Source organism: Streptomyces sp. NPDC027962 (assembly GCF_055566095.1).
In genome coordinates this window covers 117471-135629 of the sequence record NZ_JBVHTA010000009.1, presented here as the reverse complement: position 1 = coordinate 135629, position 18159 = coordinate 117471, and the positions used below count along the sequence as shown (strand labels likewise).

The following is an 18159-nucleotide window of genomic DNA, read 5'->3' as shown; positions in this document are numbered from 1 at the left end:
CGGTCGGGAAAAAGACCGGTCGTGGTGGGTATAGCTCAGCTGGTAGAGCACCTGGTTGTGGTCCAGGATGTCGCGGGTTCGAGTCCCGTTACTCACCCTGAACGATCAAGGGCTGACCTGTGCAAACAGGTCAGCCCTTGATCGTTCCTGAGAACTGGGAACACGATGGAACACAAGGCCCGGATCCGGGCCTTTCGTCTGGCGATGGCGAGCGTCGTGGAGCGTCCGAAGAAGGACGGCAGCGGTCGACGATCTGCCGGACCGGGCGGAGGTACCGGTGCCGATCCCTGGGCCGCCCGGACCGGCCGGCGCACCGGGCAAGGACGGGGAACCGGGAGCCCCGGGCCCGACTGGCTCACCGGGTGAGGCCGGGGAATCCGGGCAGGACGGCGCGGACGGAGAACTGGGACCGACGGGCAGCTGGCCCCGACGGCCCGTCAGGACCACGGGGGCCCGCCGGACCGCAGGGCGAGCGCGGCGAGCAAGGCCCCCGAGGGGAGCGGGGCGAGCGCGGCCCGGCCGGACCATCCTGCCCCGACGGCTACAGCCTCCAGCCCCCGGCCGACGATCCCGACGCCCTGGTCTGCCGCCGAGACAGCGCACCACCACCCGGCGACGAACCGTCCATGCCGTCACCGCTCGCCCTGGACCCGAACCGCCGCCAATACCCCTGACACACCACGCCCCCTGCCCGGCCCTTCACGGGGCTGGGCAGGGGGCGCTTTCGTCGTGTCCGGAACGCACCCTTGCCCCACCCCGTCCCCTACTGCTGCAATTTCAAGAAATGTCAGCGAGAGGGGAAGCGTCATGAAGCTACGCTTTATCGGCACCACCTCGGGCGGAGGTAACTGCCCGACGCTGTACGAAACCGACCGCGGCACCATCGTCGTCCAGGGCTACCGAGTGACCGACGAGGAGGCCCTCAGCCAGCTGCGGGACGTCCTCGACGGCGAGACATTCGTCGAGGTCCCCCGCGAGCTGCTCACCCGCTACGCGCCCAAGGAGTGACGTGCCCGACCTGATCACCGGCGAGGCGTTCGGACGTCTCTTCGAGGACTTCGAGCACACCGCGTGGCGGCTGGAAACCCGCACGCTCTACACGGTCGACGAAGAGCAGGAGCCGTTCGCCCGGCACCGCCGGGGCGAGAACCCCGGAACCGACTGGTTCCAACCATGGCTCGACACCATGCGCTACGGCATCCAGCAGGGCAAGCGCATCGAGCGTGTGCGAATCGTCCCCGAAGTGCTCACCGAATACCTGGAATTCGAGCTCTGGCTCTGCCAGTTCAACGTCGAGGTCGGCGAGGACATCCGGTACCTGCGGCAAAACCAGGCGGACAAACTAGGGCTGCCCGGGTACGACTACTGGCTCTTCGACTCGCACCGCCTCGGGCGCATGCACTTCACGAACGACGGCGTCCCACTCGGCACCGAGATGATCGAAGACCCCGCCGAGGTCGTCCGACACAGCTACCTGCGTGACACGGCCTGGCACCACGCCATCCCGTATGCCGACTACGTTGCCGGGCGGACCATCACCCCGTGACAAAGATCCACGAAGCGCGTGAGGCGCTCGGCCAGCGCCTCCGTGAACTCCGCCGGGAAACAGCACTGAACGGTAAGGAGCTCGCGGAGGCCCTGGGCTGGCCGGCCAGCAAGGTCAGCAAGATCGAGCTCGGGCGGCAGAACCCGTCCGAGGCAGACATCGCCGCGTGGGCGGCTGCCTGCCACGCCCCCGGCGCGGCCCCGGGGCTTGTGGCAGCGCTGCGGAATCTGGAGACGCAGTACGCAGACTGGCGCCGGCAGCTCCGCAACGGGACCAAGCTCCGCCAGCGGGCCCTCGCCGAGGTCGATGCGACGACCCGTGTCATCCGTGCGTTCGAGAACGCGTGGGTGCCCGGTCTGCTACAGACGCCGGAGTACGCACGATGCCGACTCTCTGAAGTCGTCGACCTGTACGAGATCGAGAACGACATCGACGCCGGCGTGCAGGCACGTATGGAACGGCAGAACGCCCTCTACCAGCCGGGGCGGCGCTTCCACTTCGTCGTCACCGAGGCGGCATTGCGGTACGGCACGGCACCGCGCGAGGTCATGGCCGGGCAGATCGACCGGCTGGTGAGTGCAACGTCCCTGGCCTCGGTGCGGCTGGGCATCGTCCCCTTCGGTATCCGTCTCCCGGTGACCCCGCTGCATGGCTTCTGGCTGTTCGACGACCGGGTCATCATGGTCGAGACGTTCGCCGCAGAGATGCGCCTCACCCAGCCCGATGAACTCCGCCTGTATCGAAACGTGTTCGATCGCCTGGCGACGATGGCCCGCTACGGAGCGGACGCCCGCCGACTCCTCACCGATGCCCTCGACGCACTGGCGGAGCAATCCCCGGACGAGTTCGAGAAATAGCGAGCAATGCGCTCGGGCTTTCTGAGCAACGTCCCTACGGTCAGTGACAGGACAGTCACTGTGACCAGGGGGCGCCCGGATGATCTGCACCTACTGCGGCCTGCCAGATGCGGACCTGCTCGTCGGAGTCCTGGAGACGAACAGCGGCCCCGGGGTCGCGCAGCGAGCGCACTCCTCCTGCGCTGACGCCCGCGGCGTGCCGGCCCTCGAGGAGCGCGTGCCCGCCGAACAGGACCGTGCAGCCACGGGTAGGCCCGAATGATGACCGCGCCCGTCCGCGTGCTACCCCCCATCGGCACCCTGTCTCAGCGGCAGCAACGCGGCATGGACTGCGTGTTCTGCGGCATCGTCCTGACGCCGACCATCGCCGTCGACCTAGGCCCGCGGCGCCTACGCATCGCCGACCACGTCACCCACTGGTTCCCCCGCGCCTGCCGGCGGCACGACTCCGAGGCGGCGTCCCTGTGATCTGTGCACGCTGCCACCAGGCCATCCGGCCCGGCGAACGCTACGACGAGCTCGACAAGTTCTCGGCGTCCGGGGCGGGCACCACCGTCGTCACACACACGCCGGCCTGCCCGCAGAAACCCCACTGACCCCGCCCTGGCCGGCGATCCACGCCTGGAGACCGGCCAGGACGGCGAGGGCTCCTGCATGAGCCCAGCACGCGCACCACGACGCGCGGGAAGGCCGCGCGCCGAGCACGCACCCAAGGAGCATCGCATGACCGCTCTTGCAACAGAACTGGTCCACGGCCGCGAGCTGGTGGACGCCCGGCTCTTCGACCGGCTGTCGGCGTTCTGCGCCGAGGAGTACGGCTTGGAGCTGTCCGTCGCCGAGCGCGTGATGGACCAGGGCCTGGCATTCCTGGACGTCATGGGCAGCATCGGCGAGCCGCTGTCCCCCTCCAAGTCGGTCGACCCGGCCTGGCACACCTTCATGCTCCACAGCGCCGAGTACACCGCCTGGTGTCAGGAGCGCTACGGCCGCTACATCCACCACGCACCGAACTCCCGCTACCGGGACCGAGCGGCAATGGTCGACGTCGTCGGCAAGATCCGCGCGGCCGGCTACTCGGTCGACGAGTCGCTGTGGGGCACCGCGGCCGACTGCAACGAGCCCGCGTGCTGCGGAGATGGCCCCTGCTGCTAGCTGACCACCCGGGCGGGCCGCAGCAGCATCACGTGTGGCCCGCCTGCTCGACAGATCGGAGCAGCAGTGCCCACCATCGAAGCCCTCACCGCGACCAGCCGCCTCACCGTCTTCCCGCTGCACGGCCTGATGGTCGCGTACACGACTCAGTCCAGCGACCACCGCGGCCTGGGCGACGTCGGCATCGTCGCAGTCCTCGAGCCGGAGAGCGCATCGGGTGAGCACCTGTGGCGCATGGCCGCGTCGATGTACACCAACCCACCTACCGGCCAGACGCAGGCCCGCTGGATCCTCACCCAGTGCACCCGGGCCCGCATGTGCCGCGCCGCATCCCACCGCGATCTGCCGGAAGGGAAGTGGACCGCCGAGCTGGACCGCACTTTCCATCTGGACGACCTGTTCGCCAACCACGACATCCTGCGCACGGGCCGAATCGTCATCGACTAGCGCGCCCCTCACAGCCGGCCGGGCATTGAGCAACATCGGAAGGCGCCCGAATGTCCAGATTTCAGGGATGACCGCAGGTCACGACTGGGTTGAAAAGCGGGTTCGAGTCCCGTTAGAACCCAAGCTTCGGGCCGGGGCCCTTGGCGTGCCCCCGGCCGGGCCGGTGGCGGGCGGGCCACGACGACTCGGGCGCCACCGCCCCTGGGCCACTTCCGCCCACCATCTCCGGTCACGACGACTCGCGCACCACCAGTTCCGTCGGAAGCACGATCTGGGGAGGTTGCGCCGACCGCTCCGCGATCTCCTGGAGCAGCACCCGGGCCATGGTGCGGCCCATCTCCTCCGTCGGCTGACGCACGCTGGTGAGCGCCGGGTCCATGTGGCGGGCCACCGCCGAGTCGTCGAAGCCGACGAGCGCCACATCGTCCGGTGTGCGGCGGCCCGACTCGCGCAGCACCTGCCGGGCACCCGACGCCATGACGTCGGAGGCCGCGAAGACCGCGTCCAGGTCCGGGCGGGCCTCGAGCAGCGCGCGCATCGCGAGCCTGCCGCCCTGCTCGGTGAAGTCCGCCACGGCGGTCAGGCGCGGATCGGCGTCCAGCCCCGCATCGGCGACCGCGGAGCGGTAGCCGTCCAGCCGGCGCTGCGCGCCGTACACGTCGAGGGGGCCGGCGATCGTCGCGATCGTGCTGCGTCCTCGGGCCGTCAGGTGCGAGACGGCTTCCCGTGCGCCACCGAAGTTGTCGGAGTCGACCGCGGCCAGCGTCTCGTCCGCCGAGCGGCGGCCGCTGATCACCACCGGCATGGACAGCTGTTCCAGCAGGTCCGGCAGCGGGTCGCCCGCGTGCATCGAGACAAGCAGGACACCGTCGACGCGGTGCGCCGCCAAGTACTGGGCGAGCCTTTTGCGTTCCCGGTCGCCGCCGGCGAACGTGAGGAGCAGTTGCATCTCGGTGTCGGCGAGGGCCGCGCCGACACCGCGGACCATGCCGGAGAAGTACGGCTCGGCGAAGAAACGGTCCTCCGGTTCCGGGACGACAAGCGCGATCGCGTCCGTGCGGTTGCCGGCGAGCGCGCGGGCCGCACGGTTGGGCACATAGCCCAGCTCCGCGACGGCCGCCTCGACGAGTGCACGTGTCTCCTCGCTGACCCGCGGCGAACCGTTGATCACCCGGGAGACCGTGCCGCGCCCCACGCCTGCCCGTGCGGCAACCTCCTCGAGGGTCGGCCGGCCGGTGCCTCGCCCCCCGCTCCCCGTTCGGATGGTCCGAGACATCGCGTCCGCCTCCCCAAGGCTGTCCAGGCTGTCCAAGCTGTCCAAGCTGTCCAAGCTGTCCAAGCTGTCCAAGCTGTCCAGGCGGAGAACATAACGTGTCAGCTCCCTTGACGCCCCCTCCAGGAGCGGCCAACCTGACTCCTCACTGGTGGGAGCGCTCCCATACATTGTTCGACGCTCCCGCAGCATCCGCAATCCACCGCCCCCGACGTGGGCACGGCAGTCCGTGCTAGAAGTACGGCTCCGGCGGCTCCGACACAGGAGCGACGGGGGCGGCACGTCAGGGGCAGGGGTGGCGAACACCCCCGAAGGAGGACGCAATGCGCAGGACAGCAATCCTCGCGGTCGTCGCCGCGCTCGGAGCCGGGCTGCTCGCCGGCTGCGCCGAGGACGGCGAAGAACCCACCGGCAGCTCCTCCGGCAGCGGGGGCGGCAAGGGGGGAACCACCATCACCGTCGGCGTCTTCGGAGCCTTCGGCCTCAAGGAGGCGGGGCTGTACGAGGAGTACATGAAGCTCCACCCGGAGATCCGGATCGAGCAGACGTCGATCGAACGGAACGAGAACTACTACCCGCAGCTGCTCACCCACCTCAGCAGCCGCAGCGGACTCGCCGACATCCAGGCGGTCGAGGTCAACAACATCGCCGAGATCACCGCCACACAGGCAGAGCGGCTGGTCGACCTCGGCAAGGCCGAGGGAGTCCAGAAGGACGCCTTCCTCGACTGGAAGTGGTCCCAGGCCACCACCAAGGACGGCCGGACGGTCGGTCTCGGCACCGACATCGGCCCGCAGGGCATCTGCTACCGCAAGGACCTCTTCGAGAAGGCCGGGCTGCCCACGGACCGCGAGGCGGTCGGCGAACTGTGGGCCGGCGACTGGAAGAAGTACCTGGAGGCGGGCAAGAAGTACAAGGCCGCGGCACCGGAGGGGGCTTCCTTCGTCGACTCGGCGTCGGGTGTGATGGCGGCCATCACCGGGAGCAACGAGAAGCGCTTCTACGACGAGAACGGGGAGATCGTCTACAAGACCAACCCGGCCGTGAGGGAAGCCTGGGACACCGCCGCCGCATTCGCGACGGAGAAACTGACCGCGAGGCTCCAGCAGTTCACCCCGTCATGGGACCAGGGCTTCTCCAACGGCGCCTTCGCGACCGTCTCCTGCCCCGCCTGGATGCTCGGCTACATCCAGGACAAGGCCGGAAACGGCGGCAGGAACAAGTGGGACGTGGCCGCGGCGCCCAGGCCCAGCAACTGGGGCGGTTCGTTCCTGATCGTCCCCGAGGCCGGCAGGAACACGACGCAGGCGGCGAAGCTGGCGGCCTGGCTGACCGCTCCCGAGCAGCAGGCGAAGCTCTTCAGCGAGCGCGGCAGCTTCCCGAGCGCCAAAGCGGCCTACGAGCTTCCGGCCGTCGCCGATGCCAAGCACCCGTACTTCGCCGGCGCGCCCATCGGCCGGATATTCTCCGAGGCCGCCGAAGGGGTCCCGGTGCAGATCGTCGGCCCGAAGGACCTGGTCATCGCGCAGAACCTGGCAGACATCGGCATGCTGCAGGTCGATCAGAAGGGCCGGACCCCCGAACAGGGCTGGGAGGCGGCAGTGAAGGCGATCGACAACGCGCTGGACCAGTGAGCCGTGCAGCAAAATGCACGTGGCCTGCAGCGAAGCGCACGTGACCTGACCGCCCGGCGCTCCCGGCGCTACCGGCGCGACGTCAGGTGGAGCCCGTACGCCTTCGTCGCACCGTTCTTCGTCTTCTTCCTCGCCTTCGGCCTCTTCCCGCTGCTCTACACCGGCTGGGCGTCGCTGCACCGGGTGGAACTGACCGCACCCACGGACATGGAATGGGTCGGGCTGCGCAACTTCTCGAGGCTCCTCGAGGACGAGTTCTTCTGGAACGCGCTGAAGAACACGGTCACCATCGGGCTGATGTCCACCGTGCCGCAGCTGCTGATCGCCCTCGGCATCGCGCATCTGCTCAACTACCGGCTGCGTGGCTCGATGTTCTTCCGCGTCGCCGTGCTCACCCCGTACGCGACGTCCGTCGCCGCCGCAACCCTCGTCTTCGTGCTGCTGTTCGGCCGTGACTACGGGATGATCAACTGGGCGCTGGGGGTGGTCGGCATCGACGGCGTCGACTGGCAGAACGGCCGGTGGACCTCGCAGATGGCGGTCTCGACGATCGTGATCTGGCGCTGGACGGGCTACAACGCGCTGATCTATCTGGCCGCCATGCAGGCGATCCCGAACGACCTGTACGAGTCGGCGGCGCTGGACGGGGCGTCCCGCTGGCAGCAGTTCATCCATGTCACGGTGCCCTCGCTGCGCCCCACGATCCTGTTCACCTGTGTGGTCTCGACGATCGGCGCGACGCAACTGTTCGGCGAGCCCCTGCTGTTCAGCGGCGGCGGGGGCGCGACGGGCGGCCCGGAGCACCAGTTCCAGACGCTCGGCCTCTATATGTACGAGCAGGGGTGGGTGAACCTGCACCTCGGTCGTGCCTCCGCGATCGCCTGGGCGATGTTCCTGATTCTGCTGATCATCGGCTCGGCGAACTGGCTGATCACGCGCCGTCTGAGCAAGAGCACGTGAGGGGGCGACGGCATGACCGACACCGCACGCGCCGACGGCGTCGAGCAGCAGGCAGCACAGGCCGAAGCTCCCGACCGGGCCGAAAAGATCAAGCACGCCGAAGGAAGCAAGCGGGCGGGCCGGGCCGGGCGGCAGTTCCACGGCGGCCGGATCACCTACGCCGTCCTGATCGTGTTCACCGTAGGCTCCCTCTTCCCCTTCGTGTGGACGGCGGTCGCCGCCTCCCGCACCAACACCCGTCTCGCGCAGACTCCCCCGCCGTTCTGGTTCGGCGGCAACCTCTTCAAGAACCTCGAGATCGCCTGGAGCGACGCCGGCTTGGGCGTCGCCCTGCTCAACACCACGATCGTCGCCGGCTCCGTCGCCGCGGGGACCGTTCTCTTCTCCACGCTCGCCGGGTTCGCGTTCGCCAAACTGCGCTTCCGGCTGAAGAACACCCTGCTGCTGCTGGTGATCGGCACGATGATGGTGCCGCCGCAGCTCAGCGTCGTACCGCTGTACATGCTGATCGCCGAGCTGTCCTGGACCGACCAGCTGCAGTCCGTCATCCTGCCCACCCTGGTCAGTGCCTTCGGGGTGTTCTTCATGCGGCAGTACCTGAAGGAGGCGCTGCCGGGCGAACTCATCGAGGCCGCCCGGGTGGACGGCGCGAGCAGCCTGCGCGTGGTGTGGCACGTCGTCTTTCCCGCCGCACGGCCCGCGATCGCCGTCCTGGGCATGCTCACGTTCGTGATGGCCTGGAACGACTTCTTCTGGCCGATCCTCGCCCTGACCCAGAACGGCAACCCGACCGTCCAGGTGGCCCTGACCGGCCTGGGCCGCGGCTACATCCCCGACCAGTCGGTGATCATGGCAGGCGCCCTGCTCGGGACCCTGCCCCTGCTGATCGCCTTCGTGGTTTTCGGCAAGCAGATCGTCGGCGGAATCATGCAGGGCGCGGTCAAGGGCTGACCGCCCCGCCCCGCCTCCCGCACCCCATCACCCGTCGTTCATACACACGTTGGGAGTTCCGGCATGTCCGTAACCTTCCCGCAGGACTTCCTGTGGGGCACCGCCACCGCCGCGTACCAGGTCGAAGGCGCGGTACGGGAAGGCGGCCGCACCCCCTCCATCTGGGACACCTTCAGCCACACCCCCGGCAAGGTGCTGGGCGGCGACACCGGGGACACCGCGGTCGACCACTTCCATCGCCGCGCCGAGGACGTGGCGCTGATGGCGGACCTCGGTGTGGGCGCGTACCGCTTCTCCGTCTCCTGGCCCCGAGTGCAGCCCACCGGCCGCGGGCCGGCGGTGCAGCGCGGCCTCGACTTCTACCGGGCACTCGTCGACGACCTGCTGGAACACGGCATCCAACCGGCGCTGACCCTCTACCACTGGGACCTGCCGCAGGAGCTCGAGTCAGCGGGCGGCTGGCCCGGGCGTGAGACCGCCTACCGCTTCGCCGACTACGCGGGGCTCGTCGCCGAGGCCCTCGGCGACCGCGTCGAGATGTGGTCCACCCTCAACGAGCCCTGGTGCAGCGCCTTCCTGGGCTACGCCTCCGGGGTTCACGCCCCCGGCCGCACCGACCCGGTCGCCGCCCTGCGGGCCGCCCACCACCTCAATCTCGGCCACGGCCTCGCCGTGCAGGCGCTGCGCGGTGCGCTGCCCCGCCGCGCGCGGATCGGGATCAGCCTCAACCCGAGCGTCGTCAGGGCCGGTACCGACAGCCCCCGGGATCTGGACGCCCGGCGCCGTATCGACGCTCTCGCCAACCGGATCTTCTCGGGCCCGCTGCTGCGGGGCGCCTACCCGGACGACCTCCGCACGGACACCGCGTCACTCACCACCTGGAGCTTCGTCAAGGACGGCGACCTCTCCGCAATCGGCGGGCGGCTGGACTGGCTCGGGCTGAACTACTACGCCCCCGCCGTCGTCTCCGCCTCGGACGGCGGTCCCTCGCACGGCAACGACGGGCACGCCTCCGCCGAGCACTCGCCGTGGCCGGCCGCCGACTCGGTCTCCTTCCACCAGCCGCCCGGCGAGCTCACGGCGATGGGCTGGAGCGTCGATCCGACCGGCCTGTACGACCTGTTGATGCAGTACACCCACGAGGCGCCCGGCCTGCCGCTGGTGATCACCGAGAACGGCGCGGCGTACGACGACGAGTCGGCCGCCGACGGCACGGTCCACGACCCGGACCGCATCCGCTACCTGCACGGCCACCTGACCGCCGTCCACAAGGCGATCGCGGACGGGGCGGATGTCCGCGGCTACTTCCTGTGGTCCCTCCTCGACAACTTCGAGTGGTCCTACGGGTACAGCAAGCGCTTCGGTGCCGTGTACGTCGACTACGCCACCCGCACGCGCACGCCGAAGACGAGCGCCCGCTGGTACGGCCGACTGGCCCGGACGGGCGTGCTGCCGCAGCCCACGGGTGCTGCCCCCGCCCCCGAGTGACCGGACAGCCGGATGTCCCCCGCCGAACTGCCCGGCGCTTGTAGACAGCGCTCGAGGACACCGCGGCGCGCTGCGGACGCCGCGCACAGGGGTGCGCCCCGGCCGGGTGGGAGTGGGGGTCGGGCCCGGCCGGGGCGCTGCGGGGGGTGGGTGGGGGCTACTTGTACGCCGAGAACGCCTTCGTGAAGGCCAGCGGCTCCTGCAGGATCGAGCTGCACGTCGCGTCCGCGGCCGGCTTCTCCCCGCCCGCGCACTGCTTGTCCCGCGTCGAGGACCACATCGACAGCCAGCCCAGGTTCTTCGACGTGGCGAACTGCACCAGCTGCGTGGCGTCCTCGACCTTGAAGATCTCGGTCACCACGTCGTTCACGCCGATCATCGGCGTGACGGCGACCGTCTTCCACGCGGCCGCGTCGGACAGGCCGAGCACGCCCTTGATCTGGGCCTGCGTCGCCGTGGCCGCCTGGATCGCGTACTCGCCCATGTCACCGCTGTACGCCGGGCCGTAGTCCATCGCCATGATGTTGACCGCGTCGACACGGACGCCGTTCTTGTTGGCGTCGGCGAGGAGGTCGACGCCTGGCTGGGTCAGTCCCTCCGGCATCACGGGCAGGGTGAAGGAGACGTTCAGGTCCGGGTGGGACTTCTGGAGCTGCGCGACGGCCTGCGAGCGGCGCGAGTTCGCGGCGGTGTCGGGCAGCGCCGCTCCCTCGATGTCGAAGTCGACCTTGGTGAGCTTGTACGTGTCGACGACCTTGCCGTACGCCTTCGCCAGGTCGTCGGCGGACGAGCAGTTCAGCGCCAGTTCGCGACCGGCCGCACCGCCGAAGGAGACGCGGACGTCGCCGCCCTCGGCACGCAGTGCGCCGATCTGGGAGGCGACCTTGTCGTCGGCCAGTCCGGTGACGCCGCCCCAGAGCGGCGCGCAGCTGCCGCCGGAGGTGATGAAGGCGAGGTTGAACTCCTTGACACCGGTCTTCTCCGCCGTGTCGAGCATGTCGTAGGCCGGGTACAGCGAGGTGTCGATGTACGGGGCGTACCGGGCGGCCGTGCCGGGCTTCGGAGCCTGGGTCCGGGTCGCGGTGGGGGTCGGAGTCGGAGTCGGAGTCGGAGTCGGAGTCGACGGGGATGAGGGCGACGCCGTTGCCGTCGGGGTGGGGGTGGGCTGCTCCGTGGGCCGGCCGGTCGGCTGCGGCGTGGCGCCGCCGTCGGCCGAGCACTTGACCTCGTTGATGAGACACGAGGTCGGGTCGGCGGCCTTGCCGTTCGCGGTGGTGACGAAGCCGACGGTGACGGACGCGCCGGGGGCGAGGCTCTTGTTCCAGCTCGCGGGCTTCACCGTGACGTGCTGCCCGGTGGCCGTGTGCTCGCCGTTCCACAGCGAGCCGATCTTCGTCCCTGCGGGCAGGTCGAACTCCAGCGTCCAGTCCGACTGGGCCTTGTCGGTCTCGTTGGTGACGACGTACTGGCCGGTGTAGCCGCCGTCCCAGGCGCTGGTCCTGGTGTATGCGGCGCCGACGGCCGCGGCCTGGGCGGTGCCGGTGAGAACGATCGCCGCGCCGCCGGTCACCGCGGTCACGACGACCGCGCCGATCGCCTTCGTCCTGACGCTCGTCCTGCGCCGGTGCGTGCTGCTGCCCATCGCGTGCCTGCCTCTGCAAAACGGAAGTCGGGGGGTGGTGCGCTGCACGCTAGCGACCCGGAAACGGACAAACGACCGAACATGGACGGTGGTTGTGCTTCTTAGGGCGCGCTTAAGGAAGGCATCGGAAGCGATTAATGCTCGAGGCCCGACGGGTGTCGCGCCGCAATGTCGGAGCGCCTATCGGAGCGCTGCTCTGCGGCGGCGCCCGACCCGCCCGCGGTGTCCGCTCCTGCGCTCGCCGCGGGCCGCCTCGCGGGGGTCGAGACCGATCCAGATCCTGACCTCGGTGCCGCCGAGCACCGAGGAGCCGATCCGTACGTCCCCGCCGGTCGACTCTGCGACCCGCCGCACGATGTCCAGTCCCAGACCTGTCGAGCCGTCCCTGGCCCCGCTGTTGCCGCGGGCCATCGCGGCTGCCGGGTCGGCGATGCCGGGACCGGCGTCCGAGACCAGCACGATGACCGCGTCGTCGCCGTTGTGCACGTCGACGGAGAAGGCGGTGCCCTCGGGCGTGTGGCGGAAGACGTTGCCGAGCAGCGCGTCGAGCGCCGCGGCCACGTCGGGGCGGGCGACCGGGATGCGGACGGGCCTGTCGACGCCGGCGAGCCGCACCTTGCGGCCCTCGTCCTCCGCGAGCGCCGACCAGAAGCCCATCCGCTCCCGCACCACTTCGGAGACGTCGCAGCCGGCGCCGGGTCCGGTCGCCGCCGTCTGCGGCTTGGCTTCGCGGGCCGTGCGGATGATCGTGTCGACCTCGCGTTCCAGTTGCTCGACGGCCGCTCGCGTCTGCTCGGCGACGGCGCTCTCACCGAGCGACGCGGCGTTCAGCCGCAGCACGGTCAGCGGGGTGCGCAGCCGGTGCGAGAGGTCGGCGGCGAGTTCGCGCTCGTTGGCGAGGAGCTGGACGACCTGGTCGGCCATGGAGTTGAACGCGACGGCCGCGGAGCGCAGTTCGGGCGGGCCCTCCTCGGGGACGCGCGCCCCGAGCTTCCCCTCGCCCAGGTCGTGCGCGGCGCCCGCGAGCCGCTGCGCGGGCTGCACCATCCGTACGCCGAGCCGGTCGGCGACCGCGACCGAGCCGACGATCAGCGCGACACCCACGCCCGCGAGGACGAGCCAGGCGGTGTCCACACCGTTGGAGACCTCGCCCTCCGGTACGAAGATCTCGACGACCGCGATCTGGCCGGTGCCGATCGCCGTGGGCTGCAGCAGCGCGGACCCGCCGGACACCTCGGTGATCGAGGCGCGGCCGATCCGCTCGACGGTCTCCAGGTCCTTGCGCGCCGCACGGCGGGTGCCTATCTCCAGCCGCACGCTGCCCGCTTCACCGGTCGCCGGGATGTGCACGGCCATCCGGCCGACCGCGCCGGCGGGTGTGGACTCGACGGCCCGCTCCAGCGGACGACGTTCCGTGGTGACGGTCAGGGTGGGGCCGATCGTCGCGGCCTGCCGCTCCGCGTTGGAGAAGGCGCGGTCGCGGGCCATCTCCTTGATGACCATGCCCAGCGGCAGCGCGAACGCGAGCACGACCATCACCGTGACGGCCAGGGAGACCTTGACGAGGGCCCATCTCACGGCCGGTGTCCGTTCGGCTGCCCATCCGCGTGCCCGCCCGGGGACTCGAGCTTCACCCCGACGCCGCGCAGCGTGTGCAGATAGCGCGGCCGTGCCGCCGTCTCGCCGAGCTTGCGGCGCAGCCAGCTGAGATGGACGTCGATGGTCTGGTCGTCGCCGTAGCTCTGCTGCCAGACCTCGGCCAGCAGTTCCTTGCGGGGCACGACCACTCCGGGCCGCCCGGCGAGGAAGGCCAGCAGGTCGAACTCCCTGCGGGTGAGGTCGAGCCGGTGGCCGTCCAGCTCGGCCTGCCTGCGCAGCGGGTCGATGGACAGACCGCCGACCCGGATCACACGCGAGGGGTGCGTCTCGTCGGCCGACGACCGGGAACGGCGCAGCACGGCCGACATCCTGGCCGACAGGTGTTCCGGTGAGAAGGGCTTGGTGAGGTAGTCGTCGGCGCCGTCGTTGAGCAGCCGTACGATCTCCCTCTCGTCGTCCCGCGCTGTGGCGATGATCACGGGTACGTCGGTGATGCCGCGGAGCATCTTGAGCGCCTCCGCGCCGTCCAGATCAGGCAGCCCGAGGTCCAGGATGACCGCGTCGAACCGGTGATGGGCCACTTCGCGCAGCGCCTCGAGGGCAGTGCCGACGCTCCGTACCGTGTGGGAGGCCTCGGTCAGGTGCCTGATGAGGGCGGAGCGCACGAACTGGTCGTCCTCGACCACGAGCACACTTGCCATGGGCGGCACCGTACGCCATCCGGAGTACGCCGGTCCTGTCCGGGACAAGCCGGGGGCGGGTGGTGCACTATGGCCCGGATGCATCGAGGACTCGTACATGCCATGGCGTGGTCGCTGTCCACCGGCGCGGCTGTGACGCTGTCGTGGTGGGGCGTCCACGCGGTCATGGCCGGCACCGCGTACGACCGGCCGCGGGCCCTTCCGATCACGGCGCAGAACTCGACGACGCAGGCCGCGAAGCCGCAGGAGTCGTCGACGCGAGCCCCGAAGAGCCCGACGGCGTCCCCTTCGCCGAGCAAGTCGCCGACGACCGGCGCTCCACCGGCGCCGTCGAAGCCCAAGGCCCCGTCGCCGTCTCCTTCGGCCTCCTACTCCGCCGAGTCGGGGAACGTGAAGGGCTACAACGTCAAGGGCGGCCGCGTCGTGTTCGACATCGGCGACAGCTCGGCGGAACTGGTCTCGGCGACGCCGGCGGCCGACTGGCAGATGCAGGTGTGGAAGCAGCCGACATGGATCCGGGTGACGTTCACCCGGGACGGCCACGAGGTGTCGGTGTTCTGCACTTGGAACGGCCATCCCCCGATGGTCCAGTTCGACGAACGCTAGTGCTGTGACCGGAGAGGTTTGCCGGAAAGCTCGCGGCGTCCGGTGCGGTGCATCGCAAGGCGGAGGATCTCCCACGTACTGGATGTACTTGGGTGATGCGACAACGCAGCGAGGTGCCGTGCCGGGCGTCGCGAGCCGGTGAACCTCTCCGGTCACAGCACTAGACAGCCGTCGCTCCGCTCACCGGAAGACGGCGGGCGGGGGTACGGGCGACGGCTTGGCGCTCAGGTCCGTCACCGGCACCGCCCCGCCGGTGAAGTCGGCCAGTGACCGCCCGTGTTCGACGCGCCCGGCGTACGGGTCGCTCGCGACCCGGCGGGTGAGCTCGGCGACCGGCAGCTCCGCATCCGATGCCAGCAGTACGGCGTTGCCGAAACGGCGGCCGCGCAGCACGGTCGGGTCGGCGGCGAGCGCGAGCTCCGGGAAGACGGCGGCGGCGGTGGCGATCTGGGCCCGCAGATGCGCCAGCGGCGGGCCGTCGGCAAGGTTCGCGGCGTAGCAGCCGCCGGGTTTCATCGCCCTGCGCACCTCCGCGAGGAACTCCGTGCTGGTCAGATGCGCGGGAGTGCGCGCGCCGCTGAACACGTCCGCGATGACGAGGTCCGCCCAGCCCTCGGGCACCTTCGCGAGGCCGGCACGGGCGTCGGCCGACCTGACCCGTATCCGCGCGCCGGGATCCAGCGGCAGCTGCGCGCGGACGAGTTGGACGAGCGCGGCGTCCAACTCGACGACCTGCTGGGTGGATCGGGGGCGGGTCGCGGCGACGTACCGGGCGAGGGTGAAGGCACCGCCGCCGAGGTGCACGACCTGGAGGGGGCGGCCGGGCGGGGCCGCAAGGTCCACGGCGTGGCCCAGCCTGCGCTGGTACTCGAACGACAGATGGCCCGGATCGTCGAGATCCACGTGCGACTGGGGCGCCCCGTCGATGAGGAGCGTCCATGCCCGTGGGCGCTCCCGGTCGGGTATCAGCTCCGCGAGCCCGCCGTCCACGGCAGCGACGACGGCCTCCGCCACTCCGCCGCCCCGCCGCTTGCTCTTCGCCACGCGTTCATTATCGCCCCCGCCGACGCGCCCGCCGCACCCGCCCGGCGGTGCGGCTGCAGCGTCCAGGGCAGCGCCCCGACGGCGAAGCCCGGCAGCGTCGCGGCAGCTGGCGGAGGACGTCAGCGGCAGTTGTCCGCGGCCTCGATCAGGCGCGCTGCCTCACCCAGCGCCTCGCGCAGGACGACCGGGTCCGTGACAGGGTCCGCTTCGACGTCCGGCGGCAGCAGCCAGCCCGAGCCGGTGACCGGCGGCTCGGCCGGGATGCGCAGACCACGGCCCGCCGTCTGCGTACACGCGCTGCCCGGCACGTCCCAGGCGTCGGCCGTGCCCGGCGGGACAAGGAAACCGAGGGTGTCGCACGCCCCGTCGTGGAGCACCGGCCCGACCGCCGGCGCGGCGGCACGGCGCAGGATGTCCACCGCCTCGAGGCCCTGCCGGGCGGGGACGGTCACGAGGTCGCACGGCTCCACGGGCCCGACGGCGCCGGAAGCGGGCGGTGCGCTGCTGTCCGGGGTGGGGCTGTGTCGGGCCGTGGTCGCGGGCGTCGCAGACATCGCGGCGGGCGTCGCACTGCTCTCCATGCCGACCTCCAACAAGGGGATCCCCTCCTCGCTCGAGTGGAGACACGAAAAGCGCCTCCGTACGGTTCAACGCCTGTGCGCGTCAAGGGCTACGGCGGCACGCCGCCGCAAAGGATGGCAGTTCATGGCAGATCGCCTCCAAGATGTCCCTTTTGTAGGGAAACCCCGCGTGAGTGCCGCGTCACAGCAGGTACGTTCTTGCCCCGCCGGAACACGGCCGCACCAAGAGAGGGCTCGGCCATGGCGTCATCGTCAAAGGCTCCACCGGTCCCACCGGTTCCCAACCTGGCTTTCCGCCGGCTGCGCGGACAGCGCTCGCCGGGTGAGTTCGCGACGGCCGTACGCCGGGCCGCTCGCGAGATCGGTGAGCAGGTCTCCTGCGACGCCCGTTACATCGGTCGCGTCGAATCAGGCGAGATCCGCTGCCCCAACTACGCGTACGAGCGGGTGTTCCTGCACATGTTTCCCGGCCTGGCGCTCACCGACCTGGGCTTCACCGCCCGGGAACGCGTGCGGGGGCGGGGAGCCGGCAGGCAGGCCGGATCACCGTCACCGCAACCGCCGGACCGGGCACCGGATCCGGCCCGTCCGGACCATCATCCCTGCTGCCCGTTCCACCTCGGCAGCGGCAGAAATGACAGCAACGAGGAGAGCGACGTGCTGCGTCGCGCATTCATGACAAGCGGCACCGCCACCGTGGCGGCCGCGTCGCTGACGCTCGGACCGGGTTCCGTGCCCACACAGCGCAGAGTCGGAGAGGCCGAGGTCCACGCCGTCGAGGAGGCCGTGCGCCGCATCCGCCTCCTCGACGACCGGCACGGCGCCGACGGCCTCTACCGGCGGGCGGCCCAGCCGCTGCGGGCGGCCTACGCACTGCTCGACGCGGGGACGGCGGCCCGCAGATCGACGGCGGACAGGCTGCACGCGAGCGCCGGCGAGCTGGCCGTCTCCGTGGGCTGGCTCGCCCACGACTCGGGCCGCTTCGAGGACGCACGCTCGCACTACGCGGAGGCGCTGGCGACCGCACGCGTGGCGGGCGACCCGGCCCTGGAGGCGCATGCGTTCTGCAACACGTCGTTCCTGGCCCGGGATGCGGGCCGGCACCGGGAGGCCGTACGCACCGCGCAGGCCGGCCAGCAGGCGGCCCGGCAGATCGCCTCCTCGCGGCTGCTGTCGCTGCTGGCGCTCCGGGAAGCGGGCGGCTGGGCGGGGCTCGGCGACCGCGCCGGCTGCGAACGGTCGCTGGCGCGGGCCCATGCGTACTTCGAACGGGGCGGCTCGGACGCCGACCCGGAGTGGATGTCCTTCTTCGCGGAACCGGAACTCGAAGCCCTCCAGGCCCAGTGCTGGTCGGCGCTGGGCGAATGGGCCCGCGCGGCCCGCCACGCGCAGCGCGCGGCCACGCTCCAGGATCGGCGCTTCACCCGCAACCTGGCGCTGTACCGCGCGGAACTGGCCGCCGACCTGGCGCGCGCGGGTGCGCCCGACGAGGCCGCGGCGGCGGGCGAGCAGGTACTCGATCTGCTCGGCGAGGTCCGGTCGTCGCGCATCCAGTCGATGCTGGCGGACACGGCGAGGGTACTGCTCCCGCACAGCCGAACCCCGGCGGTCTCCACGTTTCTCCACCGCCACGCCTCGATGCCCCACCACGCCTGATTCCACTGTCGCGACAGCACCT

The 18159-nt window shown here is 70.7% G+C and carries 19 protein-coding genes and 1 tRNA gene; 14 read left to right on the top strand and 6 right to left on the bottom strand.

The genetic code is table 11. From position 1 onward, the window contains the following. Positions 1-24: 24 nt before the first annotated feature. The 8 genes from ACZ4SA_RS11730 (at position 25) to ACZ4SA_RS11695 (ending at position 4002) form a co-directional block, all read left to right on the top strand. Positions 25-97 (top strand) — tRNA-His (locus ACZ4SA_RS11730). A 710-nt stretch (positions 98-807) separates the two neighbouring features. Further along, positions 808-1008: a hypothetical protein gene (locus tag ACZ4SA_RS11725; protein WP_468272656.1), complete on the top strand. Its 201-nt coding sequence runs from the start codon at positions 808-810 to the stop codon at positions 1006-1008. Position 1009: 1 nt separating this feature from the next. After that, the gene (locus tag ACZ4SA_RS11720; RefSeq protein WP_468272653.1) at positions 1010-1546 is read left to right on the top strand and encodes a DUF6879 family protein; all 537 of its coding nucleotides are present in this window, start codon (positions 1010-1012) and stop codon (positions 1544-1546) included. Further along, entirely contained in the window at positions 1543-2403 is an 861-nt protein-coding gene (locus ACZ4SA_RS11715) for a helix-turn-helix domain-containing protein (RefSeq protein WP_468272650.1), read from the top strand. The genes ACZ4SA_RS11720 and ACZ4SA_RS11715 overlap by 4 nt, the downstream gene beginning before the upstream one ends. Positions 2404-2727: 324 nt before the next feature. Continuing rightward, entirely contained in the window at positions 2728-2871 is a 144-nt protein-coding gene (locus ACZ4SA_RS11710) for a hypothetical protein (protein WP_468272648.1), read from the top strand. After that, a complete protein-coding gene (locus ACZ4SA_RS11705; RefSeq protein ID WP_468272645.1) occupies positions 2868-2999 on the top strand; it encodes a hypothetical protein in 132 nt (43 codons plus the stop codon). The genes ACZ4SA_RS11710 and ACZ4SA_RS11705 overlap by 4 nt, the downstream gene beginning before the upstream one ends. A gap of 127 nt (positions 3000-3126) precedes the next feature. Then, on the top strand, positions 3127-3555 hold the full coding sequence (locus ACZ4SA_RS11700) for a glycine-rich domain-containing protein (protein ID WP_468272643.1): 429 nt from the start codon (positions 3127-3129) through the stop codon (positions 3553-3555). A gap of 66 nt (positions 3556-3621) precedes the next feature. Further along, a complete protein-coding gene (locus ACZ4SA_RS11695; RefSeq protein ID WP_468272641.1) occupies positions 3622-4002 on the top strand; it encodes a hypothetical protein in 381 nt (126 codons plus the stop codon). A 229-nt stretch (positions 4003-4231) separates the two neighbouring features. Here the strand turns inward: ACZ4SA_RS11695 and ACZ4SA_RS11690 are convergent, their stop codons facing one another. Continuing rightward, entirely contained in the window at positions 4232-5278 is a 1047-nt protein-coding gene (locus ACZ4SA_RS11690; protein WP_468272638.1) for a LacI family DNA-binding transcriptional regulator, read from the bottom strand. A gap of 320 nt (positions 5279-5598) precedes the next feature. Between ACZ4SA_RS11690 and ACZ4SA_RS11685 the strand changes: the two genes are divergently transcribed. From ACZ4SA_RS11685 to ACZ4SA_RS11670, 4 genes are all read left to right on the top strand, one after another. Next, positions 5599-6909, top strand: coding sequence for an ABC transporter substrate-binding protein (locus ACZ4SA_RS11685; protein WP_468272636.1), 1311 nt, complete (start codon positions 5599-5601; stop codon positions 6907-6909). A gap of 3 nt (positions 6910-6912) precedes the next feature. Further along, on the top strand, positions 6913-7869 hold the full coding sequence (locus ACZ4SA_RS11680; RefSeq protein ID WP_468272633.1) for a carbohydrate ABC transporter permease: 957 nt from the start codon (positions 6913-6915) through the stop codon (positions 7867-7869). Positions 7870-7881: 12 nt separating this feature from the next. Then, positions 7882-8820 (top strand): carbohydrate ABC transporter permease, encoded by a 939-nt coding sequence (locus tag ACZ4SA_RS11675; protein ID WP_468272631.1) that lies wholly within the window; start codon positions 7882-7884, stop codon positions 8818-8820. 63 nt (positions 8821-8883) lie between these two features. Next, a complete protein-coding gene (locus ACZ4SA_RS11670) occupies positions 8884-10308 on the top strand; it encodes a GH1 family beta-glucosidase (RefSeq protein WP_468272628.1) in 1425 nt (474 codons plus the stop codon). Positions 10309-10465: 157 nt separating this feature from the next. On the opposite strand, the gene ACZ4SA_RS11665 is transcribed toward ACZ4SA_RS11670, so the two are convergent. The 3 genes from ACZ4SA_RS11665 to ACZ4SA_RS11655 all read right to left on the bottom strand — a co-directional run bounded on the left by ACZ4SA_RS11665 (position 10466) and on the right by ACZ4SA_RS11655 (position 14250). Further along, positions 10466-11950, bottom strand: coding sequence for a glycoside hydrolase family 18 protein (locus ACZ4SA_RS11665; RefSeq protein WP_468272625.1), 1485 nt, complete (start codon positions 11948-11950; stop codon positions 10466-10468). 180 nt (positions 11951-12130) lie between these two features. Then, positions 12131-13528, bottom strand: a complete 1398-nt coding sequence (locus ACZ4SA_RS11660; RefSeq protein ID WP_468272623.1) for a sensor histidine kinase — start codon at positions 13526-13528, stop codon at positions 12131-12133. After that, on the bottom strand, positions 13525-14250 hold the full coding sequence (locus tag ACZ4SA_RS11655; RefSeq protein ID WP_468272620.1) for a response regulator transcription factor: 726 nt from the start codon (positions 14248-14250) through the stop codon (positions 13525-13527). The genes ACZ4SA_RS11660 and ACZ4SA_RS11655 overlap by 4 nt, the downstream gene beginning before the upstream one ends. A 78-nt stretch (positions 14251-14328) precedes the next feature. Between ACZ4SA_RS11655 and ACZ4SA_RS11650 the strand changes: the two genes are divergently transcribed. Beyond that, the gene (locus ACZ4SA_RS11650; RefSeq protein ID WP_468272617.1) at positions 14329-14856 is read left to right on the top strand and encodes a hypothetical protein; all 528 of its coding nucleotides are present in this window, start codon (positions 14329-14331) and stop codon (positions 14854-14856) included. Between the two features lie 180 nt (positions 14857-15036). Here the strand turns inward: ACZ4SA_RS11650 and ACZ4SA_RS11645 are convergent, their stop codons facing one another. Together ACZ4SA_RS11645 and ACZ4SA_RS11640 are read right to left on the bottom strand one after the other, a co-directional pair. Next, a complete protein-coding gene (locus tag ACZ4SA_RS11645; protein WP_468272615.1) occupies positions 15037-15900 on the bottom strand; it encodes a spermidine synthase in 864 nt (287 codons plus the stop codon). Positions 15901-16019: 119 nt separating this feature from the next. Next, positions 16020-16481, bottom strand: coding sequence for a hypothetical protein (locus tag ACZ4SA_RS11640; protein WP_468272613.1), 462 nt, complete (start codon positions 16479-16481; stop codon positions 16020-16022). Positions 16482-16721: 240 nt separating this feature from the next. Between ACZ4SA_RS11640 and ACZ4SA_RS11635 the strand changes: the two genes are divergently transcribed. Beyond that, complete coding sequence (locus ACZ4SA_RS11635) at positions 16722-18137, top strand: tetratricopeptide repeat protein (RefSeq protein WP_468272610.1); 1416 nt, start codon at positions 16722-16724, stop codon at positions 18135-18137. The last annotated feature ends 22 nt before the right edge of the window (positions 18138-18159 follow it).